Origin of the sequence: Tropicimonas sp. IMCC6043, from assembly GCF_004146235.1 — a bacterium.
In the GTDB taxonomy this organism is placed as follows: Bacteria; Pseudomonadota; Alphaproteobacteria; order Rhodobacterales; family Rhodobacteraceae; genus Tropicimonas.
The window spans coordinates 1-24,976 of record NZ_SELO01000017.1 but is presented as its reverse complement, the minus strand read 5'-3'; the positions used below and the strand labels follow the sequence as shown (position 1 = coordinate 24,976).

Here is a 24,976-nt window from a genome sequence, read left to right as displayed (position 1 = left end):
GCAATGCCCGATCTGCTGATCGAACTCCTTTCCGAAGAAATCCCCGCCCGGATGCAGGCCCGCGCGGGCGGCGACCTGAAGAAGCTCCTGACCGACGGGCTGGTCGAGGCAGGGCTGACTTATGCTTCCGCGCAGGCTTTCACCACGCCGCGCCGCCTCGCGCTCACCGTCGAGGGGCTGACCGCCGAAAGCCCGACTGTCACCGAGGAGCGCAAGGGGCCGCGGGTCGACGCGCCGGAGAAGGCGCTCGAGGGCTTCCTGCGCGCGACCGGGCTCACGAAGGAACAGCTCGAGGCGCGGGATGACAAGAAAGGGCAGGTCTGGTTCGCGAAAATGGTGAAACAGGGCCGGCCGGCAGCGGAGATCGTGTCCGAGGTGCTCGAGGCCACGGTGCGCAACTTTCCCTGGCCCAAGTCGATGCGGTGGGGCGCGGGGTCCCTCCGCTGGGTCCGGCCGCTGCATTCGATCCTCTGCATCCTCAGCGACGAGCATGGCGCCGAAGTGGTGCCGCTCGAGATCGACGGGATCGCCGCGGGCAACACGACGCGCGGCCACCGCTTCCTTGCGCCCGAATCCGTCGCCGTGACCGGTTTCGAGGACTACGCCGCGACCCTGAAGCGCGGCCATGTAGTGATCGACCCTGCGGAGCGGGCCGACACGATCTGGCACGACGCGACCAACATCGCCTTCGCGCAGGGGCTCGAAGTGGTCGAGGACAAGGGGCTGCTGGCCGAGGTCGCGGGGTTGGTGGAATGGCCCGTCGTGCTGATGGGCGACATCGCCGAGGATTTCCTCGGCCTGCCGCCGGAGGTGCTCAAGACCTCGATGAAGGAGCACCAGAAATTCTTCTCGGTGACGAACCCCAAGACCCGGCGCATCGAGAAATTCGTCACCGTGGCCAACATGGTGACGGCGGATCATGGCGAGACGATCCTTGCTGGCAACCGGAAGGTGCTGGCGGCGCGGCTCTCGGACGCCAAGTTTTTCTGGGAGAACGACCTGCGCGTTGCGAAGGCCGGGATGGGACCATGGCTTGAGAGCCTCGACCACGTCACCTTCCACAACAAGCTCGGGAGCCAGAAGGCCCGCATCGACCGTATCGCGGCGTTGGCGCGGGAGATCGCGCCGCTGGTAGGGGCCGAAGAGAAAGACGCCGTCAAGGCCGCCGAGGTCGCCAAGGCCGACCTCTCCTCGGAGATGGTCTACGAATTCCCCGAGCTTCAGGGGACGATGGGACGCTACTACGCCGAGGCCGCCGGGCTCTCGCCGGAGATCGCCGCGGCCTGCGAGGAGCATTACTCGCCGCTCGGCCCGTCGGACGACGTCCCGACCGCGCCGGTCTCGGTCGCCGTGGCGCTGGCGGACAAGCTCGACACGCTGACCGGGTTCTGGGCGATCGACGAGAAGCCGACCGGGTCGAAGGACCCGTTTGCACTGCGGCGGGCAGCTTTGGGCGTGATCCGGTTGCTTCTTGGGAATGATATTCGGTTCTCTTTGATTGAGATTGCCCAAAAGAGCGACTTTCTTGTTGCCGAAATCTTTGACGGCATTGTTGGTCCGTCACCGGATATCTACCTTCCCGACCTCCTCTCCTTCTTCCACGACCGTCTCAAGGTCCACCTGCGCGACGAGGGAATCCGCCACGACGTGATCGACGCCTGCCTTGTCATGCCGAACAGCGACGACCTTGTGCTGCTGGTCAAGCGGGCCGAGGCGCTGTCGGACTTCCTCAAAACCGAGGATGGCGAGAACCTGCTCCAGGGCTTCAAGCGGGCCAACAACATCCTGACCCAGGCCGAGGAGGCCGACGGGGTCAGTTACGAATTTGGCCCGGATCGGAAATTTGCCGAGACCGACGAGGAGCGGGCGCTGTTCGATGCGCTCGACGCGAGCGAGGCAGCGATTTCCGAGGCGATGGAAGCCGAGGATTTCGCGTCGGCCATGGCCAGCATGGCCGCCCTGCGCACGCCGATTGACGCGTTCTTCGAGGCGGTGCAAGTCAACACCGACAACGGCATCGTCCGGCGCAACCGGCTCAACCTCCTTCACCGGATCCGCGAGACCTGCCTGCGCGCGGCGGATCTCACACGCGTGGAGGGCTGAGCGCGACTTCGCGGTTTGTTTGGCGCGCCGCTGCGGCTATGCTGTGCGGCGGCGCAGCAAGACGAAAGGGAGCGATCTCGTGCTGATCACCGGCGAGACCAAGGATTTCACGCTGATCACGCCCGATGCGGAGATCTCCGAGACCACCCATGGCGGGCGGGCGAAATGCGTGCAGCGGCTGCTGCGGCTCGACGTACCGGTGCCGCGCACGGTGGCGCTGTCCTTCGAGGCGGTGCACCTGATCGCGGAGGGGCGCCGGCCCGACACCGCGCGGCTGCTCTCGGCCTTTGGTCGCGCGCCCCTGGTCTCCGTGCGCCCGTCGAGCCAGGATCCCGACTGGGGCGGCCCGGGTGCGATCCTCAATATCGGCATGAACAACGAACGTCATGCCGACCTCGCGGAGCGGCTCGGGCGCGAGGCCGCAGACGCGCTCTATCTCCGCTTCATCACCGCCTATGCCGGCGAGGTCGCGCGGCTCGATCCGGAGCCCTTCGAGGCCGCCGCGGAGGCGGACGATCCCGTCGCCGCCGCGCTCGCCGCCTTCGAGCTGGAAGCGGACATGCCCTTCCCGCAGGCCCCCGCCAAGCAGCTCGCCGAGGTCCTGCGCTCGATGGCGCGGGCCTGGGAAGGGGTGTCGGCGCGGCTCCTGCGGCAGGCGCGTGGCGCGCCCATCGATGCCGGGCTCGGGCTTGTCGTGCAGGACATGGCAATCGGGCTGGGGCCGGGCGAGAGCGGCACGGGCGTGATCCGGATGATCGACAAGGTCACCGGCGCGCGACATATCTCCGGGCGTTACAAGCGCAAGTCGCTGGCGATGCGGGCGATGGGGCGCAAGGGCACCGAGATTTTCCTTGCCGCCGATCCCCGCGGCCCCTCGATGGAGCAGGCGGCGCCGGACCTCTTTGCCGAACTCGCGGCGATCGCTGACCGCTGCCGTCGGCGGCTGCGCGAGGAGATGGAGATCAAATTCGCCGTTACCGAGGGCCGGTTGCAGGTGCTCGACGCGATCCGCGCGCCGCGCTCGGCGCGGGCGAACGTGACGGTGGCGGTCGATCTCGCCGAAGACGGAATCATTTCCCGGGAGGAGGCGCTGCTGCGGGTCGAGCCGGGCTCGCTGACCGAGCTGCTGCACAGCCAGGTCGACCGCGAGGCCAAGCGCGAAGTGCTCTTCCGGGGCATCGCGGCGAGCCCCGGCGGTGCGACCGGGCGGCTGGTCTTCACCGCGCGGGCGGCGCAGACATCGGCGAGCCACGAGATGCCCTGTATCCTGGTGCGCCGCGAAACGACGCCCGAGGACATTCGCGGCATGCATGCCGCCCAGGGCATCATCACCGAGCGCGGCGGCATGACCAGCCACGCCGCGGTGATCGCCCGCGGTCTCGGCCTGCCCTGTATCGTCGGCGCCGGCGGCATCCGCATCTCGACCCGCACCAAGACCGTGACCTTGCCCGATGGGCGCGAGCTCAAGGAGGGCGATCTCGTGACGGTCGACGGCACTGCGGGCGAGGCGCTCGACGGTGCGGTGGCGATGCTGGAGCCGGCGCTCGACGCGCCTTTCCGCAAGCTCATGGACTGGGCGGACACGGTGCGCGACATAGGCATCCGCGCCAATGCCGACACGCCCGACGACGCCCGCGTGGCACATGCCTTTGCTGCCGACGGGATCGGGCTCTGCCGCACCGAGCACATGTTCTTCGAGCCGGCGCGGCTGATGGTGATGCGCGAGATGATCTTCACCGACAGCGTCACCGACCGGCAGGCGGCGCTCGACCAGTTGCTGCCGATGCAGCGGGAGGATTTCGTCGAGTTGTTCCGGATCATGGCCGGCCTGCCGGTCTGCATCCGCCTTTTCGATCCGCCGCTGCACGAGTTCCTGCCCTCGGAGCGCGAGGGGATGATGAGCCTTGCCGAGTCGCTCGACCTGCCGCTCTCGGATGTCGTCCGCCGGATCGAGGCGCTGTCGGAGTTCAACCCGATGCTGGGGATGCGCGGGGTGCGGCTCGGGGTGACGATGCCCGAGATCTACGACATGCAGGTCCGCGCGATCTTCGAAGCGACGGTGGCGGCCAGCCGGCAATCCGGCGCGGCGGTGGTGCCGGAGGTGATGATCCCGCTGGTCTCGGCCAAGCGGGAGGTGGAACTGGTCAAGAGCCGCATCGACGCGGTGGCCGCGGCGGTGCGGGTCGAGACCGGCACCTCCTTCGACTACCGGCTCGGCGTAATGGTCGAGACACCGCGGGCGGCGCTGCGCGCTGGCGAGATCGCCGCCAACGCGGCCTTCCTGAGCTTTGGCACCAATGACCTCACCCAGATGACCTACGGCCTCTCGCGGGACGACGCGGGGCGGTTCATGAACACCTATGTGCAGAATGGCGTGTTCCACGAGGATCCGTTCCACACGCTCGACCGGGAGGGGGTCGGCGAGCTCCTGATGATCGGCGCGGAACGCGGCCGGGCCTGTCGCCCCGATGTCGTCCTGTCGGTCTGCGGCGAGCATGGCGGCGACCCCGACACCATCGATTTCTGCCGCCAGGCCGGCTTCGATTACGTCTCCTGTTCGCCCTTCCGGGTGCCAGTGGCACGACTCGCAGCGGCGCATCTGGCGCTCAGAGCGCCCGGCACTTCTGTAACAGAGGCTTGAAAAGGCCGCGGATTTTGCCCGCTATCGGCAGAATCTTGCTCAAAGCTCGGATCTCTTCGGCACAAACCTGCCCCTTTCCAGCATGCCCGGCGGAATCCCCTGCCGTCGGCATTGCCACTCCCCAGCCACTCGCGCTACGTCCGCCGATGGCTCGGTGCGGTTTTTGCGCATCGCTGGGTGGGATTTTAGAATGTTGCGCTTTTGCGCTCTCCTTCTGTCTGTACTGGTCGGGGCGTCGTCCGTCAGTTCGGCTTCGGCCGAGGCGGTTCTGTCGACTTCGAACCATGACGGTTTGACGGGCGTGGACCGGCTCGAGGGGCTGATGGGCCTCGAAAACCGCGTGCTGGATTCGCTCAGCGACGCGCATATGGGAATCCTCAGCCCGCGTGCCTCGATCTATCCCAAGCCGCGGCCACATGACTTCGTGCAGGTCGAGTATTCGCGCACCTGGCTCGACGAGCAGCCTGACATCCGGGGAGGCGATGCGTGGGAATGCCTTGCCGAGGCGCTCTACTTCGAAGCCCGCGGCGAGAGCGTGAAGGGCCAGTTCGCGGTGGCCGAGGTCATCCTGAACCGTGTGAAGAGCCCGCTCTATCCCAACAATGTCTGCGGCGTGATCCACCAGGGGACCGGGCGCAAATACCAGTGCCAGTTTACCTTCACCTGCGACGGGATGCCGGAGAAGATCCGCGAGCCGCAGGCGTTCGAGCGGGTCGGCAAGGTGGCACGCCTGGTTCTGGACGGCGTCGCGCGGCGCAAGCTCACCGACGGGGCGACGCATTACCACACCACGGCGGTGCGTCCGTCCTGGGCGCGGAGCTTCGCGCAGACCGCCGCGATCGGCGTGCATCGCTTCTACCGCAACCCGAGCTCCTGAGACACGCCGGCGGGCGGCCTGCGTCCGCGCTCACCCCAACCATTTTTCCGGATGAAAGCGGTCAGCGGCGTGGCCGGGCACGCAATGTCGGGTCGGCCTGCGTCGGGTCCTCCGGCCATGGGTGCTTGGGGTAGCGCGCGCGCATGTCCTTGCGGACGTCCGCATAGGAACTGGCCCAGAAACCGGGAAGATCCATTGTCGTCTGCACCGGGCGGCCGGCCGGCGAGAGCAGGGTGATGCGCAGCGGCAAGCGGCGCGGGCCGACGCAGGGATGCAGCGTGGTGCCAAACATCTCCTGCACGCGGACGGAAATCTCGGGGGCCTCGCCGGAATAGTCGATCGGCACCTTTCGGTTCATCGGCGTCGTAAAGGCGGCCGGCATCTCGCGATCGAGCCGCTGGAGCGCCTGCCAGCCGATATGCTGTCGCAGCGGTTCGGTGAGATCGAGCCGGCGGATGTCCTCGGCGGTGCGGATGCCGTCGAGAAAGGGAAGGAGCCATGTATCCGCCGAGTCCAAAAGGGCGTCGTCGCCAAGATCGGCAATCTCCCCACCTTCGGCACGATAGAGCAGGGCGCGTGCCTGGAGGCGGCGGGCGGCATCGGAGAAGGGCAAGCCAAGCTGCCGGACTCCCTGAAGCGCGGCCTCGGCCAGCGCCTGCGCCGGGGCGTCTCGCCAGGCGCGGTCGGCGAGGACCAGAGCGGCGAAGCGCTCCTGCTGGCGCGCGGTCACCTTGCGGTCGCGTTTCGACCATTCGGCGATTTTTTCCCAGCCGATCTCGTCTGCGAAGAGTCCGCGCAACTCGCTCTCCGAAAGCGGCAGCGCCTGGCGGATCCGGGCATTCTTCGGGTCGCCGTCGAGATCGGTGGCCACGAGGAGGCGCTGGCCGGCGAGCGGGTCGGACTCCGCCATTTCCGCTCCCTTGCCGCCCGAGAGAAGCCAGCGCGGCGCGTCGCCGGGGCGGCGCAGGCCGATCCGGTCCGGATATGCGAGGGCGGCGGCCTCGGCGGCAGAAAGCGGCGTTTCGGTCGCCGGCGCAAGTTTTGAAAGGCGTCGGGCCTCGGAACGGATCTGCTCCAGTGCGCCGCGGTTCAATGCGCCGGGGGCGGATCTCGGGTCTTTCAGGGCGGATAGGCGCAGGGCGAGGTCGGTGGGCGCGCCGCGCAGCGGGTCGCGGGCGGAGAGCAGAGCGGCGAGCGGGGCGGCATCCGCTCCTGCGCGGAGAAGCATATGCGCGAGGCGCGGATGCAGCGGCAGGCGGGCCATGGCGCGGCCGTGCGCCGTGATGCGGCCCGCCTTGTCGAGCGCTCCGAGACCGTGCAGCAACGCCCGTGCCTCGGCCATCGCGGCCTCGGGCGGCGGTGTCAGGAAGGGAAGGTCGGACCCTCCCCAGAGCGCCAGCTCGAGCGCCAGCGGCGCAAGGTCCGCAGCCTCGATCTCGGCCGGCGGGAAGGATGCCAGCGCGCCCTCTTCTCCCTTGGTCCAAAGCCGGTAGCAGGCCCCCGGCGCGAGACGGCCCGCGCGTCCGGTCCGTTGGGTGGCCTCGGCGCGGGTGACGCGCTCGGTGACGAGACGTGACATGCCGGAATTCGGGTCGAAGCGGGCGCGGCGGGCGCGGCCGGCATCGACCACGCAGGTGATGCCATCAATGGTGAGCGAGGTTTCGGCGATGGCGGTCGCCAGCACGATCTTGCGGCCGGTCCTGGCGGGGGCGATGGCGGCGCGTTGCGCGGCGAATTTCATGGCGCCGAAGAGCGGGTGGAGCGCCGTGCTCGGCGGGAGTTTCGGCCGGAGCAGCGCTTCGGTGCGCCGGATCTCGCCTTCGCCGGGCAGGAAGACGAGCAGGCTGCCGGTGGTTTCGGCATGCGCGCGAAGGGTAAGGTCGGCGGTGGCCTCTTCGAGGCGGGTCCGCTTTGGCAGCGGCGTGTCGAGATGACGGATCTCGACCGGATAGGCGCGGCCTTCGGCGGTCAGCACAGGGGCGCCGCCCATCAGCGCCGCGACCGGAGCCGCGTCGAGCGTGGCCGACATCGGCAGCAGGATCAAATCCTCGCGCAGCGCCGCGCGGATCTCCAGGCAGAGAGCGAGGCCGAGATCGGCCTGGAGCGAGCGTTCATGGAACTCGTCGAAGAGCACCGCGCCGACGCCGGTCAACTCGGCGTTCGACTGCAGCATCCGGGTGAGGATACCCTCGGTGACCACCTCGATGCGGGTTGCGGGGCTGACTCTCGTCTCGTTGCGGATGCGGTAGCCGACGGTCTGGCCCGGCGTCTCTCCGAGCTGTTCGGCCAGTCGCTCGGCGGCCGCGCGCGCGGCGAGGCGACGGGGCTCGAGCATCAGGATGCGGCCCTCGGTGAGCCCGGCCTCATGGAGAGCGAGGGGGACCCGCGTGGTCTTGCCGGCGCCGGGCGGCGCCTGCAACACGGCCTGACCTTTGGCCCTGAGCGTGGCGACCAGATCCGGCAGGATGGTATCGATGGGGAGCGGTGCGGGCATGCTGTGCGGTCTCGGTCCTGACCCGGCCTTCCTAGCGGCAAAGCGGGGGCGGCCGAAAGGGTCCGGGCGGGAGAGGCAGCGTGCCCCGTTCCGAAATTCACCGCCCGCCGCCTGCGCGGCGGGCGCTTTGCGTTGATCCCGGTCGATCAGGTCGCCGCGATCAGACCCAGGCTCTCAAGTTTGAGCAGAACCTGCTGGGCGCAATAGTCGACATCGACGGTCTCTGTGTCGATCCGGAGTTCAGGGGACTCGGGCACGTCATAGGGGTCCGAGATGCCGGTGAACTCCTTGATCTTGCCTTCGCGGGCGAGCTTGTAGAGCCCCTTGCGGTCGCGGCGTTCGCATTCCTCGATCGAGGTGGCGACATGCACCTCGACGAAGGCACCGAACTGTTCGATCTCTTCGCGCACTGCCCGGCGGGTGGCCGCGTAGGGCGCGATCGGCGCGCAGATTGCGATGCCGCCGTTCTTGGTGATCTCGGAGGCGACGTAGCCGATGCGGCGGATGTTGAGGTCGCGGTGCTCCTTGGAGAAGCCCAGTTCGCTCGACAGGTTTTTCCGCACAATGTCGCCGTCGAGCAGCGTCGTCGGCCGGCCGCCCATCTCCATCAGCTTGACCATCAGCGCATTGGCGATGGTCGACTTGCCGGAGCCGGAGAAGCCGGTGAAGAACACGGTGAAGCCCTGCTTGGAACGCGGCGGGCGGGTCCGGCGCAGCTCGGCCACCACGTCGGGAAAGGAGAACCAGTCCGGGATCTCCAGCCCTTCGGCGAGGCGGCGGCGCAGCTCGGTGCCCGAGATGTTGAGGATGGTCACCGTGTCCTTGTCGGCGATCTCGTCCACCGGCTCGTATTGGGCCCGGTCCTGGACAAAGACCATGTGCTTGAAGGGCAGCATCTCGACGCCGATCTCGGCCTCGTATTCGCGGAAGAGCTCCTGAGCGTCATAGGGGCCGTAGAAGTCCTCGCCGGCGGAGTTCTTGCCCGGGCCGGCGTGGTCGCGGCCGACGATGAAATGGGTGACGCCGTGGTTCTTCCGGATCAGCCCGTGCCAGACCGCCTCGCGCGGGCCGGCCATCCGCATGGCGAGGTTCAGCAGGCTCATCGTCGTGGTTGAAGCGGGATACTGGTCGAGCACCGCCTCGTAGCAGCGGACGCGGGTAAAATGGTCGATATCGCCCGGCTTGGTCATGCCGACGACGGGGTGGATCAGCAGGTTGGCCTGGCTCTCCTTGGCCGCCCGGAAGGTCAGTTCCTGGTGCGCCCGGTGCAGCGGGTTGCGGGTCTGGAAGGCGACGATCTTGCGCCAGCCGAGCTTGCGGAAGAAGGCGCGCAGCTCGTTCGGCGTATCGCGGCGGGCGCGGAAATCGTAGTGCACGGGCTGCTGGATGCCGATGATCGGGCCACCGAGATAGACGGGCCCCGCGACATTGTGCAGGTAGTTGACCGCCGGGTGGGCAATGTCATCGGCGCCGAAGACCTTCTCGGCCTCGTTGGCCTTGTTCGGCGTCCACTTGTCAGAGACCGAGAGGATCGCGAGGATCACGCCCTCCTGGTCGCGGAGCGCGATGTCCTGGCCTTCCTCGATGGTCGCGGCGAAGCTTTCGGAGATGTCCAGCGTGATCGGCATGGGCCAAAGCGTGCCGTCGGCGAGCCGCATGGTCTCGACGACGCTGTCGTAGTCTTCCTGTCCGAGAAAGCCTTTGAGCGGGTTGAACCCGCCGTTCATCAGCAGTTCGAGGTCGCAGATCTGGCGCGGGGTCAGGTCCCAGCTCGGCAGGTCCGCCGCCTCGACCTTCAGTTTCTGGGCGCTTTCGTAGGAAACGTAGAGTTCCGGGATGGGAGCGTGGATTGGCTGCATGGGTTTCGTCCTGGCTTTGGAAGGGGTGAGCCCGCTGGTGGTGCCGGTCAGTTCCGCGTGCAACGCGTCGTATTCGGCAAACTTGCGGGCGAGAAACTCGTCCCGGAGGCGGGATTGTTCGGCCGCGCCGCGCGCGGTGATGGAATAGGCAAAGCGCTGCCGCCGGTCAGGGCCGGCGCGCTCGGTGATCTTCACAAGACCGGCCGCCGCCGTCGCGCGAAGCACCGCGTTGAGCCGCCCGAGCGAGATGCCGAGCGCGGCCGCCGTCGAGCGTTGCGACGCTTCCGGCTCCCGGTCGAGCTGGCGCAGCAACCGGAAGAGCAGGTCCTCTTCCTCCGGTGCGGTGATTTTTTCGATGGCGGTCGGCATTTGCGACTCACAGTGTGTTCACGCGTGAACGTATTGCATGCGTTGTCGCCGCCGGAAAGGAGAAATTCCGGAAACCGTGATCTCCGTGAGAATCCGGCCATGCGTGCCACACCTGCGTCGCCTTCCAACGGCCGCCCGCGCTTCCACGCCGTCGCCGGTGCGGAGCGCAACGAATCCTGCATCAGCGGGCCTCGCGATCGAGGGGCCCGCCGATGGGATGACGGTGGCAAATGGCTGGGGCTGCGCGTCCCGGCTGGGTCAGGACCTCAGGCGGGCTCTGAAATCAACGCGGTCTCATCTTCCTGCTCGGCGAGGAAATGCTCCGCCTCGAGCGCCGCCATGCAGCCCATCCCGGCCGAGGTGACGGCCTGGCGGTATATGTGGTCGGTCAGGTCGCCGGCGGCGAAGACGCCCGGAATGGAGGTCGCGGTCGAATCTGGCTTGGTCACGACATAGCCGCCCATATGGGTCTCCAGCTGGTCCCTGACCAGCTCGGAGGCCGGGGCGTGGCCGATGGCGACGAAGACGCCGGCGGCAGGAATCTCCGAGATCTCGCCGGTCTTGACGTTCCGCACCCTGAGCCCTTCGACAGAGAGCGGCGTGTCAGAGCCGATGACTTCTTCGGGCGTGTGGTCCCAGAGCACCTCGACCTTCTCGTTCTTGAAAAGCCGGTGTTGCAGGATCTTCTCGGCGCGTAGCTCGTCGCGTCGATGCACCAGCGTCACCTTGGTGGCGAAATTGGTCAGGAACAGTGCCTCCTCGACCGCGGTGTTGCCGCCGCCGATCACCACGACTTCCTTGCCGCGGTAGAAGAAACCGTCGCAGGTGGCGCAGGCCGATACGCCGAAGCCCTTGAACTGCTCCTCGCCTTTCATGCCGATCCAGCGCGCCTGCGCGCCGGTCGCGAGGATCACCGCGTCGGCGGTATAGGTCGTGCCGCTGTCGCCGATCGCCGTGAAGGGGCGCTTCGAGAGGTCGATAGAGGAGATATGGTCGGCGATGATCTCGGTGCCCACGGCCCGCGCATGCTCTTCCATCTGAACCATCAGGTCGGGGCCTTGCACCTCGACGCGGCCGGGCCAGTTCTCCACCTCGGTCGTGATGGTGAGCTGTCCGCCCGGCTGGATTCCCTGCACGAGGATCGGCTCAAGCATGGCGCGGCTGGCATAGACGGCGGCGGTATAACCGGCGGGACCCGATCCGATGATCAGGACCTTGGTGTGGCGGGTGCTGGACATTTCTGTCTCCGTATCTGAACGGTGCCGAAAAGGCGTCCGAATTGATATAGGCTGTGTGGGCACACCAAGGAAGCCCCCACGCCGCGTCGGTTCGGCAGAGCCATGCGCTGTGAACAAACCGGACAAATGTTGCGCGATCATGTAATAATCTTGCGTTGCGGCGGCCCGATGGCTAAAGTTCGCGAAATTCAGGAGGGCTGCATGCCGGGTTCCAAACTCGATCCGATCGACCGTCATATCCTCGCCGAGCTTCAGGCGGACGGTCGAATGACCAATGTGGAACTCGCGCGCCGGGTCGGAATTTCGGCGCCGCCCTGCCTCAGGCGGGTGCGGACGCTTGAGGAATCGGGCTTTATCCGTGGCTACCACGCGGATGTCGATCCGCGCGAGCTTGGCTTCGAGGTGCAGGTCTTTGCGATGGTCGGTCTCTCGAGCCAGGCTGAGGCGGACCTGTCGGCCTTCGAGCAGAAGTGCAGGGACTGGCCGCTGGTGCGCGAGTGCCACATGCTCAATGGCGAGATCGACTTCATCCTGAAATGCGTCTCGCCCGATCTCTCGACCTTCCAGAGCTTCCTGACCGAGCAACTGACCGCGGCGCCGAACGTCGCCAGCGTGAAGACCTCCCTTGTGATTCGTGGCGCCAAGAACGAGCCGGCTGTGCCGTTCGACGTGCTTGAAGAGCGGCTCGGGCGGGCGCCTTAGGCTTTCTCTCACGTAGTGGCGACGTGCACGCGGCCCGGACTTGTGGCTGAAAACGCCGCCTCGGCCGGCGCCGGCACGACGCCGATATTTGACCGTGCGTCTGAAAAGTGCCGCAAAAACCTCCCAGTGCAGGTCATAAACCGGCCCCGATTTCCCGCTAGCGTTGATGGAAAGCAGCAATGGAGATCACATTGGCCGAATTCGAAACACCCCGCGATGTCGCCCGCAGCGCCGCGATCGTGATGATCGGGCTCGGTGCCGCCTGTTGCTGTTCCATCGACTACGTGCAGACCCGCTGGCCGGATCTTGCCGCCTACCCCGCATTGGCCGGCTGCACCACAGCGCTTCTCGGGCTGCTTCTGCTGTTCCGGAGCCAGCGGCGGGCCAGCCGGAAGAAAGCGGCCAGTGCACAGGACTGCATCCGCATTTCGCCGTACCGGCCCGAGATGGCCGACGGGTCAGATGGCGCGGAAGTCCTGCAACTGGTCCTGACCCCGGTTGCGCGGCCGGCGCCGCTGGCGCCCCGGCACAGCCGGCGGAAAGCGGCGCGAACCGCCAGTCTGACGCCTTTCTTCGAGCCCCGCGACACACGACTGGAAAATGCGGCTGTGGCCGGTGTTCGCAGTGCCTCGGCGACGCTGATCTCCGCCCTGCGCTTCGGTCAGGAATGGTCGCGCGACCTCGAACTCTCCAGCCGCGCCCTTGCCCGGCTCGAGCGCGATCCCTTCGTGCAGCGGCTCGCGCGGCTCGGGTAGGCAGGTAGGCTCAGAACTTCACGGCGACTCCGGGCAGCCGGAGCGCCTTGATCAGGTCCCGCACCTCCTGCCGCGCCGCGATGTTGGAGAGGTTCAGCCTGTCCGAGCCGATGTCGCGCAGGTCCAGCAAGGTCAGGCCGCGCGGGAAGAGCTCTCGGAAGATCACCCGTTCGCTGAACCCCGGCGTGACCCGGAAGCCGATCCGCTTTGAGAGTTTGGCGAGCGCTTCGCCGACCTTCCGCTTGTTATGCATCTGCTGAGAGCCGAGCCGGTTTCGGGTCACGATCCAGTCGATTGGCGGAAGCCCGGCGCGGGCGCGGGTCTGCCGCGCCGACCAGACCATCTCCGCATAGACCGACGGCCCGAGGATCGCCCCGTCCTCAGGCCGGGTCCGCGCCAGCAGATCGAAATCAACGAAGCTGTCGTTCAGCGGCGTGATCAACGTATCGGCCATTGCATGGGCAAGCTGGCTCAGGCGGGTATGCGAGCCGGGGCAGTCAATCAGAATGAAGTCGCTCTCCGGCTCGAGCATCTGGATGGCGAGCCCCAGGCGGTGGTCGTTCACATTGGTGCTGTCCGGCACCGCCTCCGGCGGCAGGTCTGGCAGGTTGACGTAGGCCGGGATGGCAAGGTCGTGGCCGGCGCGGGTGCAGAAGGCGCGGCGGTTCTCGATATAGCGGCCGAGGCTCTGCTGGCGCAGGTCGAGGTCGAGCGTTCCGACGCGATGGCCCATCCGCGCAAGCGCAGTGGCCACATGCATCGAGGTCGTGGACTTGCCAGACCCGCCCTTCTCGTTGCCCACCACGATGATATGCGCCACGCTGCCTCCTGCGTCTGCCCGGCCGGCCCCGGTCTGTTCCCGACGCGTCATGCCGCCCTTTCCGGACGGTTCCATGTCGCCCTGCGTGGCCGGTGCCGGGACACGAGGATCTAAATCCGGTTGGCGCCGAGGGGAAGGCCAAAACGCCGTTCAGAGCAGCCAGCGCATCAGCATCTCTCCGGAAAAGAGCAGAAGGAACGCCGGCACCGAAAGCGCCGAGGCGAACCAGAGCGCAGCGCGAAAACTGTGCCGCGGAGCGGGAATGACCACGCCCATGACGTTGACCGGTGTGCGTCGCATGCAGCGATTAACCCGCGCTTAGGTTTCGCCGTGGTTAATGCGGGCATGGATTTCGACTGGGTCGACACCGAACGGCCGCTGCTGCCCGAGGGCGCGGTGACGCCGCTGCAGCAGCACCCGCTCTATGGCGCGGCCTGCGCGGCGCTCGGGGCGCGCGTGCGATGGCTTGCATTGTCGGGCGCGCGGCCGGCCGGTGCGGTGCAGGTCCTGCTGCGCCGCTGGCCGCTGCTCGGCGAGGCCGCGCTCGTATCCCGCGGGCCGGTTTGGGCGCCGGAGGAGCCGGCGGAGCGCCGCAGGGCAGGGCTCCCTGCGCTGCTCGAGCGGTTGCGCCGCGACCACCGCGTGGTGTGCGTGACACCCGAGCTCTGTGGCGGCGCGGACCCGATGGCGGAAAGCGGATGGCTGACCGCAATCACCCCCTGTTTCCTCGCCGAACTTGACCTGTCTCGTCCGCTGGCAGAGATCCGCGCCGGCCAGCATCGCAAGTGGCGCTGCCGGCTGAGCCGGGCCGAACGCGGCGATCTCCGGGTCTGGCATGGCCCGATGCCGGCCGATCCGGCGCATTGGCTTCTGCGGGCCGAGGCGCGCCAGTCCCGCGCCCGTGGCTACCGGAATCTGCCGACGGCCTTCCTCATGGCCTGGATCCGTGCCGGACGCGGGCGATCCGCGCGGCTCTTCACGGCCGATCTCGGAGATGCGCCGATTGCCGGCATGATCTTCCTGCTGCATGGGCGCGGGGCCAGCTACCATATCGCCTGGACCGGACCGGAGGGACGCCGGACAGATGCTCACCGCCGGCTGCTCTGGGAGGCGATGCGCTGGCTCCATGGTGCGGGCGTGGTGCGACTCGATCTCGACCGGATCGACACCGAGGACGCACCGGACCTCGCGCGGTTCAAGCTCGGCAGCGGAGCACGGGCGGTCGAACTGGGTGCAACCCGCCTCTCCGCGCCGGGGACCCGCCTCTTTGCGCAGCGGTCCGTGCGCGCCGGCGGCGTGGGCTCTCTTCCGAGACCGCATTGCGCTTGAGACAGTCGGTCTCGGGCGGCTCTGGCCGGGGGGCCGGTCTCCGCCGTCGCGGCGCGCGTCCTTCCGGCATTGACGCCGCCGGTTTTCGCTCGCAGTGTCGCGGCTCACAATGGAGGTCGACACGATGGCGCAAAAGGACTGGGATGCCCATCCGCTTGGAGATATCGCGGTGTTTCCGGTGACCGGGTTCCGGACCGGAACGGCGCTCAAGGGGCGCGCGGGCGTTCTCCGGATCGAATACGGCACTGAACCCACCCTTCGGAAACGGAAGGCGCAGCAATTCCTGCTCACACCGGACCAGTTACGGCGGCTCGGCCAGAGGCTTGAAGACCTGGCCGACCGGCTCGAGTCACCCGGATCGACGGATGAGGCCGGCGACCCGGTCAACTGAGGCCGTCGTCGGCGCTGCCCGGTGCGCTTACCTGGCGACTTCCGCCATGAACCGCTCGCGAATTGAGATTGGATTCATGGAAATGACCGGACATTTCCGGTTTCCGCTGTCGCATCTCGAGATGATGACTGTCATCCGGTCGGCTGCGAGCGCGTTCCGCAGGATGTCGGGAGTCTGGTCCGCCGGACACTCGATGACGGTGTCACAACCGCAGGCTTCCGCCACGCCGGCAAGCGAGGTGCGCCCGCCGGTATAGGTCGGCTGGTCGCCGGTCGAGCCGTAGCTGCCATTGTCGACGATCAAGACAACGAGATTCGGCTGCGGATTGTTCCCGATGGTAGCCAGGCTCCCCATATTGGTCAGGACCGAGCCGTCGCCGTCGATCACGACGACTTTCTTCTCCGTCGCAATCGACAGTCCGAGGCCGATCGAGGATGCCAGCCCCATCGTGCCGAGCATGTAGAAATTCGAAGGCTGGTCGTCGATCTCGTGCAGTTCCTGGCTCGGCGCGCCGATATTGCAGACCACGAGGTGATCCGAAAGGATCGGTTTCAGCTCTTTCAGAAGGTCGTAGCGGATCATGTTGCGCTCCCCCAGAAACTGGCGTCAGTCAGCACCGCGACCGGCTTGCGACACATCTGGCAATGATCGAGGATGCCGGGAAGCTCGTCGGCCTGCGCCACGTTGTGGAAGTGGTAGGTCGGGATGTGCAGTTGCGCCAGCAGCGCCTTGGTGTGCAGCGCCATTTCGACCTGGCAGGCCACCGGCTCGCCGACCTCGCCGCGATAGGAGATCAGCATCGGCAGCGGGATCTGGTAATACTGGATCAACGTCGCCAGCGCGTTGAGGGTCACGCCGAGCGCGGTGTTCTGCATCATGATGAGCGGGCGCATCCCACCCATGTAAGCTCCGGCGCAGAGCCCCATGCCCTCGTCCTCACGCGTACAGGGCACATGCCGGATCGTGTCTGTGTCCCCCAGCACCTCGATCAGGCCGGCCAGTTGCTTGCAGGGCACGGTGGTGACGAAATTTACCCCGTTCTCACGCAGATCGCGGATGATCTGCCGGTCGATCTCCCTTGCCATTCGGTTCCTCCTCAGACCAGATTCAGCCGCTCCAGCACGCATTCCGCGATCATCGAGCTGACGCGCGCATTCGATTCCCCGGTAACGCCTGCGATGTGTGGCGTCAGAATGAGGTTCGGGCATCCGCGGAACGGTTCGGCCGCTGCCGCGGTCAGCGGCTCGGTCTCGAACACGTCGAGCGCCGCCCCGCCGATCCTGCCCGCCTTCAGGGCCGCCGCCAGCGCCGCTTCGTCCACGACGCCGCCGCGGGCGGCGTTGATCAGGATGGCGCCGGGTTTCATCCGTTCGAGCGCGGCGGCGTCGATCATGTGCCGGGTCGCATCGCTTAGCGGAACATGAAGGCTGACGACGTCGGATCGTGCCAGGAGGTCCGGAAGATCGACCTGTTCGGCGGCTTCCCAGGCCGGGTCCTGCGGCGAAACGAACGGGTCGGCGGCAAGGACGGTCATCCCGAGGCCGCGCGCCAGCCGCGCGGTCTCCCGCGCGATGCCGCCGAAGCCGACGAGACCGAGCGACGTGCCTTGGATCTCGTGCCCGGCGCAGTCCCCGCGCGGCCACTTGCCCGCCAACATTGCGTGCTTCGAATGATACGCGCCGCGCAGCAGGACCAGGGCACTGGTGATGACATATTCGGCCACCGACCGGTTGTTTGCTCCCGTCGCCGGGATCACCTTCACGCCGCGCGCCCGGCAGGCGTCGAGGTCGATATTGTCGAGCCCGACGCCGAGCCGGCCGATGGTTGTAAGCCGCGGCGCCGCGTCAAGCAGCGCCGCCGTGACTTGGGTGCGGTTGCGCACGATGAGCGCCTCGACCTCCGAGATCATGGCCGGAATCTCCTCCTGCCGGTCAGCGAGGTCCGGCAGGTAGCGCGTCTCGACCTTCGATTGCAGCGTGGCAACCGCGGCTTTGTCCATGAACTCGGTGATCAGAACCGACATCACTAAAGGCCTGCGACGCAAAGATATTTCGTCTCGAGATAGTCGTCGAGGCCCTGGCTTCCGCCCTCCTTGCCCATGCCGGATTGCTTCAGCCCTCCGAATGGCGCTTCGACCGTGGTGATGAGCCCGGCATTGATGCCGATCAGGCCGTAATCGAGCCCCTGGTCGAGCCGGAAGACCCGGCCCACGTCGCGCGTATAGGCATAGGCCGCGAGGCCGAATTCGGTGGCATTGGCCGCCTCGATCGCTTCCTCTTCGCTCTCGAAACGGAACACGGCGGCCAGCGGACCGAAGATTTCCTCGGTGGCAAACTGCATCTCGCTCGTTGCGCCGGTGACCACCGTCGGTTCGAAATAGGTGCCGCCATTGCCGTGGCGCTTGCCGCCCTCGACGATCTTTGCGCCCTTGCTGGTCGCGTCAGCGATGAATTCCTCGACCTTCTCGACCGCATCCATGTCGATCATCGGCCCCTGCTGCACACCTTCTTCGGCGCCGTTGCCGACCACCAGCGCGGCCGTGGCTTCCCGGAGCCGTGCGACGAAAGCGTCGTGGATGCCGGACTGTACGTAGAAACGGTTTGTGCAGACACAGGTCTGACCCATGTTGCGGAACTTGGCGACCATCGCGCCCTCAACCGCGGCGTCGAGATCGGCGTCGTCGAAGACGATGAAGGGCGCATTTCCACCGAGCTCCATCGAGACCTTTTTGACGGTGTCCGCGGACTGGCGGATGAGTTGCTTTCCGATCTTGGTCGAGCCGGTGAAGGTGACCTTCCGGACCGTCGGGCTTTCCATGATCGCTCCGCCGATGGCGCGGGCGGAACCCGTGACGATATTCACCACGCCTGCCGGGAAACCGACCTCCTCGCAGAGCTTGCCCCAGGCGAGGCCGGAATAGGGTGTCGCGGTCGCCGGCTTGGCGACCACTGTGCAGCCGGCGGCGAGCGCCGGTCCGAGCTTGCGGGCGAGCATCGAGGAGGGGAAGTTCCACGGCGTGATCGCGCCGACGACGCCCACCGGGTGGCGAGTGACCATCAGCCGGCGACCGGCTTGCGGGGCTGGCACGATCTCGCCCTTGGCGCGCCGGATCTCCTCGGCGAACCAGCGGATGTAGCCGGCCGAAATGGCGATCTCGCCCTTCGCTTCGAAGAGCGGCTTTCCCTGTTCGGTGGTGAGAAGCAGAGCGAGGCTCTCCTGGTTGTCGAGCAGCGCATCATGCAGATCCTGCAGGAGCTGCACGCGGAACCCCAGGTCGGATATCGACCAGTCCCGGAAAGCCTCGGCGGCTGCTGCGATTGCGCGATGTGTCTCGTCGGCGCCGCAGTTCGGAACGGTGCCGATCACCGCGCCGGTGGCAGGGTTGGTTACCTCGATCATCTTGCCGCTGTCGGCGCCTGTCCAGTCCCCGCCGATCAGGTTCGACTGCTGCATGTAGGTCGTGTAGTCGGTCATGAAGTGTCCTCTGCGAATCTCTCTTGCCTTGCCCCGGCGCCCGGTGCGCGCATCACAGCGCCACCGCGATCGCCTCGCCCGTCCGTGCCGAGCGCTCGGCGGCCTCGCCGACGATCACGGACCAGAGCCCGTCCGTCAATGTCACCTCTGGGGTTCCATGACCAGCCAGTACCAGATCGCGGAAGCGCTGATGCTGGAAGTAGGTCGAGCCGTGGTGGTCGCCGGCCTGAAGCACCTCGTTCGGTACGTGGATCACCTCCTTGGTCACCCGCTTGGTTGCGCGTTCGGAGATGACCACTTCCGCGTCGCGCTCCTGTCCGTCGGGAGAGAAGCGCGAGGGGCCGGGAACCTTCGCCTCGATCCGCGCGTGATCCCCCGTGACGCAGATCTTCTCCTGCCAGTAGGCACCTTCGGAGAACATGCAGAGATCCAGCATGCCCCTTGTTCCGTTTGCGAAATCCACCGTGACGAAGGCGTTGTCGATGATGTCCGGCTTGCGGCCGCCATAGAGCTCGTCGACATGGTTCACGTCCATCGCGCCGGAGGCATAGACGCGCACGGGGTCGCTCTGGAGCGTGTAGCGCATCAGGTCCCAGAAATGGCAGCATTTCTCGGTGAGCGTGCCGCCGGTGCGCTCGTTGAAGCGGTTCCAGTCGCCGACCTTGGGAAGGAAGGGGAAGCGGTGCTCGCGGATCGACATCATCCAGGGCCGGCCGATCCGTCCCTCCGCCATCTCCTGGACCAGCCGTTGCATCGGCGGCATGTAGCGGTATTCCATCGCCACCCAGACCGGCGCCGCGCGGCCCTCGGCGCGGCGGACGAGGTCGCGGCAATGCTCGGAGGTGGTGCAGAGCGGTTTCTCGCAAAGGATCGGTTTGCCGGTCTCCAACAGGTCCAGCATGATCGGGTAGTGCGTGTCGTTGGGCGAGATCACCATCAGCACGTCGCAGAGGTCGGCCGACAACATTTCCCGATAGTCGGAAAAGGCCCGCGCCGCGCCTCCCGCTGTCTCGACAGAGAGCCGCCGCATGCCCTCGTCGGGGTCGGCGATGGCGGTGACCTCGCAACCGCCGAGAAGGGTCAGGTTCCGGATGTGTTCCTGGCCCATCATGCCGGAGCCGACGAGCCCGTATCTCAGCACCATTTCAGATCTCCAGAAGGGGCAGGCCGAGTTCGGCGGCCGTGGCGCGCAATGTCGCGCGGTGGTCGCCATAGGCAAGCGCCATGTGATGTTCGAGTCCGCTGGCGATGATGTCTGCCAGCACCTCGCCGACCGGTCGGGTGAAGCGGACCACGCCCGAGGTGCCGGTGAAGGCCATAGGCCGTCGCAGCATCTCGCCTGCGCCAAGGACCATTTTCGTCCGGCCGAAGGCCTGGCTGATCCGCAGGAAAGTCACCGGACCGGGTTTCAGCGGGAATTGGTAAAGCAGCGGCTGCTTGCGGTTGCTGTGTACCGTCGCGGTGGCCGGCGCGTCGGGGTCGCGCATCGAAATCGGTGCCTGGCCGCAATGCCAGACGACGCCGGTATCGTCCTTGGGGTCCATATCGACGAGGTCGGTAAGAAAGACCGGTGCCTGCGCCGCTTCCATGAGGATCAGCTGGGTCAGCGCGCCCATGACATCGGCCTCGCAGGCGCAGGGCAGGCCCGTCTCGCCCAGCATCGCCGCCGGGCCGCAGACCGCACCGCCATATTGCGTGAAGGTTTCCGGCCAGCAGCGGATCGCGAAGGCGCTGTACCCGCCGGATGAGCGAAGCGCCTCGATCCCGGACTTGAGCCGGAGCGAGCGGTCAAGTTCGGCCTGATCGACGTCCCTGAGCCCGGTCACATCGGCCTCCGCGAGAGCGCGGGTCTCGGCGAGTGCTGTCGGTGATGCGTCCGCCGCGGCCTCGAAGAGATCGTCGAGCGGGAGCGCCTCGACCGTGACGCCGGCCAGGGCCTCGATCGCCTCGGCGGAATAGGCGCAGGTGTCAAAGCCGGCCGGCGCTTCTCCGATCCGGCCGATCCTGCGGCCGCGGATCGCCATTGCGACGCGGGCGCCCTCGGGGCTGCGCTCGGGAGGTGGCACGGAGTCGAGGCGTCCGGCCATGCGCCGTCCGGCGAGGAGATCGGCGAGATCGCTGGCGATATCGCCCGCCGGGTCGGCGTGGAGCCAGCCGAAATCGCGCTTGCGCAGCCCGAGCGCGTGGGAAGCGAGGTTGAGCCCGCAGAAGGCGTTGAGCCGGAGCCGGCCGCCCAGTCGCGGCTCAGGTATCGACCAGATCGCCAGCGGCATGTCGAAAGCGTCCGCCGCGGCAACGGTCATCGACGCGTCGGTGAAGGTGACCTGAAGGATCAGCAGCCGATCGATCCCGGAAGCGGCGATCTCGTCCATGGCGGCGCGCGTCGCTGTCTCGTCGAAGAGCAGGCCGCGCGGGCCGACGAGATCGTGTCCGGTCGCGTCGAGCGCGGCCAGCATCGCCGCCAGTTTTTCCTCGGCGAAGGCCACGTCGAATGTCGGTCGACCGAGGGTGAGGATCCCAAGTCTCATGCGCCTTGCCTCAAAATGCGTCGTAGCCGTGCCGGAAGCCGGCATCGGCCGGCCGGAACCGCGCCCCACCCTCGCCATAGCAGGGATGCGCGGACCAGTCGGCGGCCCTGGCGTCGGCGAGCGCTCCGATCTCGGCGAGATAGTCGAGCGCGCCGCCGCGCAGGTCCTTCTCGATCGACGCCCAGTCGGGATAGGCGTCAAACGCGTCGAGCCAGATCGCGCGGCCGGCGAGGAACCCGCTGGCGCCGGCGGCAAAGGCGTGCTCCAGAACGTTCCGGAATGCGGCCTTGCCGGCACCGGCCGAGAGCATTACCCAGGGACGGCCCGCCAGCCGGCCCATCTCGTCGAAGATCGCCTGCACCATGGCCGAGCCGTCGGCATCCTCTGCGTTGACCGGGCTCTCCAGCTTGAAGACGTCGACGCCATAGTCGGGCTTTGCGAACTCCGCGACGCTGGCCAGCACGTCGTCCGATTTCTTTCCCCTGAGTTCGACATAGTCGCCGGTCTGGTGGGCGTCAGCGGCCAGCGGATAGACCAGAAGCTCCAGCAGGAAAGGGATGTCGTAGCGTGCGCATGCGTCGCCGATCCGTTTCACGTAGTCGCGCTGTGCCTGCACAACCTGCGGGTCCGCATCGGGCCGGTACCAGGCCAGCACCTTGACCGCATCGCCGCCCATCCGCTTGATCTTCGCCACCGACCAGTCGTCGATATCGGAGGACAGCCGCCCGCCCGGCGTCTCGGTGAAGACCGAATCCTCCAGCGTGACGATCAGTCCGCGGGTCGGGGACAGCAGGTCGATCCCCGCGGGGATGGCGAAATGCGGGTCCAAGAGGAGCGCGGTCGAGTGCGATTGCAGGATCTCGATCAGCATCGCCTTGAAGCGGGCGACTTCCTGCCAGGGGGCCTGTGCGAGACCGAGCCGTTTGGCGATAGGATTCTTGATCGGCGGGCGCTGATCGGTCGCGGTCATCTTGAAGATGCCGTTCGCATCGGCCATGCGACGCAGCCCCCAGAGCTTTCCGAGAGTGAGGTTCATCATTCCGTCTCCTCGAGAAAGGTCTCGACGGTAGCGCGGTCGGGAGTCCCGGACCGGCCGCCGAAACGCATGCATTTGAGCGCCGCGGTGGCATTGGCAAAGCGGATCGCCTCGCGTTCCGGCCGTGCTTCGGCGAGCGCCAGCGCGAAGGCCCCGTGCCAGACATCGCCAGCGGCGAGCGTGTCCACGGTGTCGACACGGAAGGCCGGGAGGTGGGCGATGCCGCCTCCGTCGGTGAACCAGATGCCATTCGCGCCGTCCGTCACGCAGCTCCAGCCGGGACGCCGCGCGGCAAGGGTCGCGAGCGCATCGGCAAGGTCCTCGCCCGGCACCAGCGAGGCCAACCCCTGTCGCGAGAGGGCGAGGTGGCTGGCCTCGGCGACGAGGCGCGGGTCGATCGGCGCCTCGCCGTCGACGATCCCGGGCACGTCCCACGCGCGGGCTCGGGCGAGCGCAGCAGCAGCGCCGTCGGGCCAGCGGGTGTCGACGAGCACGGCATCGGCGCGGGGCAGGGCGGCGATCCAATCGGCATCCTCCGTCAGCCCCTCGCCGCGGAAATTGACGACCTGCCGCTCGCCATTTGTGTCGACGAGGACCGAGGAAAAGGCGGAACGGCCGCCGGGCGTGCGATGGACGTGATCGGTCGAAACGCCGGCCGCTTCAAGGTCTGCAAGCACGATGTCCGCCAGCGGGTCGTCGCCGAGCCGGCCGACAAAGCTCGGATGCCCACCGAGCCGGGCGATGGCGACAGCGGCATTGGCGGCCGGTCCGCCGCCGACGATGTCGGCCGAACGGGCGCGATATTTGGTGGGTTCGGACGGGAACTCGTCGATACCTAGAACGAAATCGACTGCTGCCATTCCAAGCACGAGGACGTCGCTCATCGCTGCGACTCCAGCGCAGGCGAGACTTGCTGACGCTTCGGCAGCTGCGATGCGGGCAAATGTGGGTCCTCCCGAGCGGTCCGATGCGTGCGCGAATCGGAAACGTTCGTTTCAGCTTTCGAATTGCGCGGATGCTGTTCCTTTCGAACCATCCTGTCAACCGGCGGACGTCGTCGCGTCGGCGATCTAGTCCGCGATCACGAGGTCCACGCCCTCGGCCCGGCAGAGATCGCGCAGTTCTGCCGGGCAGCCCCGGTCGGTAACGAGGCTGCGGAGCTGGTTCAGATGGCCGATGCAGACGGGCGCCATGCGTTCGAATTTCGACGAGTCGACGGCGAGAATGACATTTCGCGACACCGCGAGGATGGCGCGCGCCACCACCGCTTCGCGCAGGTCGAAATCCAGCAGCGCGCCGTCGGACGCGATCGCGGCGCAGCCGACGATGGCGATGTCGGCGCGGAACTGACGGATGAACTCGACCGCCGTCTCGCCGAGGATCGCGCCATCGGAGGCGCGGATCACGCCGCCCGGGACCATCACCTCGATCCCCGCCATATGCCTGAGTTCATTGGCGATCTCGAGGTTGTCGGTGACCAGCTTGAGGCCGGAATGGTTCTCGAGGCGGCGCGCGACCTCGGCGGTGGTGGTGCCCGCGTTGAGGATCACGGCGGTGTTGTTCGGCACCAGCGCCGCGGCCGCCCGGCCAATGCGCTCCTTCTGCTCGCGGGCGATCTGCTTGCGCACCTCGTAGCCGGTATATTCGCTCCCCGCGAGCAGCGAGGCACCGCCATGGAACCGCATCACCCGCCCGGCTCCGGCGAGGATGTTGAGATCCTTGCGGATGGTCTGCGGCGTGGTCTCGAAACGCCCGGCCAGTTCCTCCACCGTCGCCCGGCCGTTCTGGTGCAAGTGGCGCAGGATGGCCTGCTGACGCGTCCTGGTGTTTCGTCCGGTCTTCATTTTGTACAACTGTCCCGGCTATTTCTTTCGAATGAAACAGCATACGAAAGTGCTTGGAAAGAGGGAATCCGCGCGGCTCCGGACCTGGAACGGTGCCGCAAATCCCGGTTCTGGCCGGTCGAATTGCCCGAAAGGCGTGGTCGAAACGACCGAAAATCGGGTCGAAACGACTGGTTCTTGTGCCTCCCGATCCGTTTCGGAGGGCGTGAGGGGACGAAAACCCGGCCTTGATCTGTATTCCGGTCATCTTGACCCAGGGTTTCGGTCGTAGGAGCGTACTGAGAGCGGCTGGGGAACTCGGCAGATCATCGGCGTGCCAACAGGGAAACCGAAAAAGTGATCACGATTCGCTCGTACCAAAGCAAGGATCGGACATGGGTGGCTGATGCTGACCTGCCCCCCGGAGTTCCCTCGTTCATAACGAGAGTCTGCGGGTCTGGTTTTCATATTACTGGGTTTCGAACTGGGCAAGCGCGCCGGGCGCGGAGCCCTCAAATTGCTCAAGCGTCCGGCGCG

21 protein-coding genes are annotated in these 24,976 nt (G+C 67.0%); 7 read left to right on the top strand and 14 right to left on the bottom strand.

Going from position 1 to position 24,976, the window contains the following annotated elements:
- Nucleotides 1-3: 3 nt before the first annotated feature.
- The 3 genes from glyS (at nucleotide 4) to EU800_RS15380 (ending at nucleotide 5,621) form a co-directional block, all read left to right on the top strand.
- Nucleotides 4-2,103 carry a glycine--tRNA ligase subunit beta gene (gene glyS, locus EU800_RS15390; RefSeq protein ID WP_129633925.1) on the top strand — a complete coding sequence of 700 codons (2,100 nt, stop codon included), beginning with the start codon at nucleotides 4-6 and terminating at the stop codon, nucleotides 2,101-2,103.
- 85 nt (nucleotides 2,104-2,188) lie between these two features.
- On the top strand, nucleotides 2,189-4,744 hold the full coding sequence (locus EU800_RS15385; protein ID WP_129633987.1) for a putative PEP-binding protein: 2,556 nt from the start codon (nucleotides 2,189-2,191) through the stop codon (nucleotides 4,742-4,744).
- A gap of 190 nt (nucleotides 4,745-4,934) precedes the next feature.
- On the top strand, nucleotides 4,935-5,621 hold the full coding sequence (locus tag EU800_RS15380; RefSeq protein ID WP_129633924.1) for a cell wall hydrolase: 687 nt from the start codon (nucleotides 4,935-4,937) through the stop codon (nucleotides 5,619-5,621).
- A gap of 61 nt (nucleotides 5,622-5,682) precedes the next feature.
- On the opposite strand, the gene hrpB is transcribed toward EU800_RS15380, so the two are convergent.
- From hrpB to trxB, 3 genes are all read right to left on the bottom strand, one after another.
- Entirely contained in the window at nucleotides 5,683-8,115 is a 2,433-nt protein-coding gene (gene hrpB, locus EU800_RS15375; RefSeq protein WP_129633923.1) for an ATP-dependent helicase HrpB, read from the bottom strand.
- 146 nt (nucleotides 8,116-8,261) lie between these two features.
- On the bottom strand, nucleotides 8,262-10,343 hold the full coding sequence (locus EU800_RS15370) for a bifunctional sulfate adenylyltransferase/adenylylsulfate kinase (protein WP_129633922.1): 2,082 nt from the start codon (nucleotides 10,341-10,343) through the stop codon (nucleotides 8,262-8,264).
- A 266-nt stretch (nucleotides 10,344-10,609) separates the two neighbouring features.
- On the bottom strand, nucleotides 10,610-11,581 hold the full coding sequence (gene trxB, locus EU800_RS15365; protein ID WP_129633921.1) for a thioredoxin-disulfide reductase: 972 nt from the start codon (nucleotides 11,579-11,581) through the stop codon (nucleotides 10,610-10,612).
- Nucleotides 11,582-11,782: 201 nt separating this feature from the next.
- Between trxB and EU800_RS15360 the strand changes: the two genes are divergently transcribed.
- Both EU800_RS15360 and EU800_RS15355 read left to right on the top strand, forming a co-directional pair.
- Nucleotides 11,783-12,283, top strand: a complete 501-nt coding sequence (locus EU800_RS15360; protein WP_129633920.1) for an Lrp/AsnC family transcriptional regulator — start codon at nucleotides 11,783-11,785, stop codon at nucleotides 12,281-12,283.
- 179 nt (nucleotides 12,284-12,462) lie between these two features.
- Complete coding sequence (locus tag EU800_RS15355; RefSeq protein WP_129633919.1) at nucleotides 12,463-13,038, top strand: hypothetical protein; 576 nt, start codon at nucleotides 12,463-12,465, stop codon at nucleotides 13,036-13,038.
- Between the two features lie 10 nt (nucleotides 13,039-13,048).
- On the opposite strand, the gene EU800_RS15350 is transcribed toward EU800_RS15355, so the two are convergent.
- Both EU800_RS15350 and EU800_RS26900 read right to left on the bottom strand, forming a co-directional pair.
- Nucleotides 13,049-13,858 carry a division plane positioning ATPase MipZ gene (locus EU800_RS15350; RefSeq protein ID WP_129633986.1) on the bottom strand — a complete coding sequence of 270 codons (810 nt, stop codon included), beginning with the start codon at nucleotides 13,856-13,858 and terminating at the stop codon, nucleotides 13,049-13,051.
- A gap of 150 nt (nucleotides 13,859-14,008) precedes the next feature.
- Entirely contained in the window at nucleotides 14,009-14,158 is a 150-nt protein-coding gene (locus EU800_RS26900) for a hypothetical protein (RefSeq protein WP_165354687.1), read from the bottom strand.
- Between the two features lie 45 nt (nucleotides 14,159-14,203).
- Between EU800_RS26900 and EU800_RS15345 the strand changes: the two genes are divergently transcribed.
- Both EU800_RS15345 and EU800_RS15340 read left to right on the top strand, forming a co-directional pair.
- A complete protein-coding gene (locus tag EU800_RS15345; protein ID WP_129633918.1) occupies nucleotides 14,204-15,187 on the top strand; it encodes a GNAT family N-acetyltransferase in 984 nt (327 codons plus the stop codon).
- 124 nt (nucleotides 15,188-15,311) lie between these two features.
- Nucleotides 15,312-15,578, top strand: a complete 267-nt coding sequence (locus EU800_RS15340; RefSeq protein WP_129633917.1) for a hypothetical protein — start codon at nucleotides 15,312-15,314, stop codon at nucleotides 15,576-15,578.
- Nucleotides 15,579-15,605: 27 nt separating this feature from the next.
- Here EU800_RS15340 and EU800_RS15335 read toward each other — a convergent pair whose 3' ends face one another.
- The 9 genes from EU800_RS15335 to EU800_RS15295 form a co-directional block, all read right to left on the bottom strand.
- Nucleotides 15,606-16,160, bottom strand: a complete 555-nt coding sequence (locus tag EU800_RS15335; protein WP_129633916.1) for a thiamine pyrophosphate-dependent enzyme — start codon at nucleotides 16,158-16,160, stop codon at nucleotides 15,606-15,608.
- Nucleotides 16,157-16,663, bottom strand: coding sequence for a sulfopyruvate decarboxylase subunit alpha (gene comD / locus EU800_RS15330; protein WP_129633915.1), 507 nt, complete (start codon nucleotides 16,661-16,663; stop codon nucleotides 16,157-16,159). Before comD ends, EU800_RS15335 begins: the two co-directional genes overlap by 4 nt.
- An 11-nt stretch (nucleotides 16,664-16,674) precedes the next feature.
- Entirely contained in the window at nucleotides 16,675-17,601 is a 927-nt protein-coding gene (locus tag EU800_RS15325; protein ID WP_129633914.1) for a hydroxyacid dehydrogenase, read from the bottom strand.
- A gap of 2 nt (nucleotides 17,602-17,603) precedes the next feature.
- Entirely contained in the window at nucleotides 17,604-19,052 is a 1,449-nt protein-coding gene (locus tag EU800_RS15320; protein WP_129633913.1) for an NAD-dependent succinate-semialdehyde dehydrogenase, read from the bottom strand.
- Between the two features lie 52 nt (nucleotides 19,053-19,104).
- Nucleotides 19,105-20,196 (bottom strand): Gfo/Idh/MocA family protein, encoded by a 1,092-nt coding sequence (locus EU800_RS15315; protein ID WP_207209920.1) that lies wholly within the window; start codon nucleotides 20,194-20,196, stop codon nucleotides 19,105-19,107.
- A 1-nt stretch (nucleotide 20,197) separates the two neighbouring features.
- Nucleotides 20,198-21,580, bottom strand: coding sequence for an L-fucose/L-arabinose isomerase family protein (locus tag EU800_RS15310; protein ID WP_129633912.1), 1,383 nt, complete (start codon nucleotides 21,578-21,580; stop codon nucleotides 20,198-20,200).
- Nucleotides 21,581-21,590: 10 nt separating this feature from the next.
- A complete protein-coding gene (locus tag EU800_RS15305; protein WP_207209919.1) occupies nucleotides 21,591-22,619 on the bottom strand; it encodes a tagatose 1,6-diphosphate aldolase in 1,029 nt (342 codons plus the stop codon).
- Complete coding sequence (locus EU800_RS15300) at nucleotides 22,616-23,500, bottom strand: PfkB family carbohydrate kinase (protein ID WP_129633910.1); 885 nt, start codon at nucleotides 23,498-23,500, stop codon at nucleotides 22,616-22,618. The genes EU800_RS15305 and EU800_RS15300 overlap by 4 nt, the downstream gene beginning before the upstream one ends.
- Nucleotides 23,501-23,686: 186 nt before the next feature.
- A complete protein-coding gene (locus EU800_RS15295; protein WP_129633909.1) occupies nucleotides 23,687-24,460 on the bottom strand; it encodes a DeoR/GlpR family DNA-binding transcription regulator in 774 nt (257 codons plus the stop codon).
- Nucleotides 24,461-24,976: the final 516 nt, after the last annotated feature.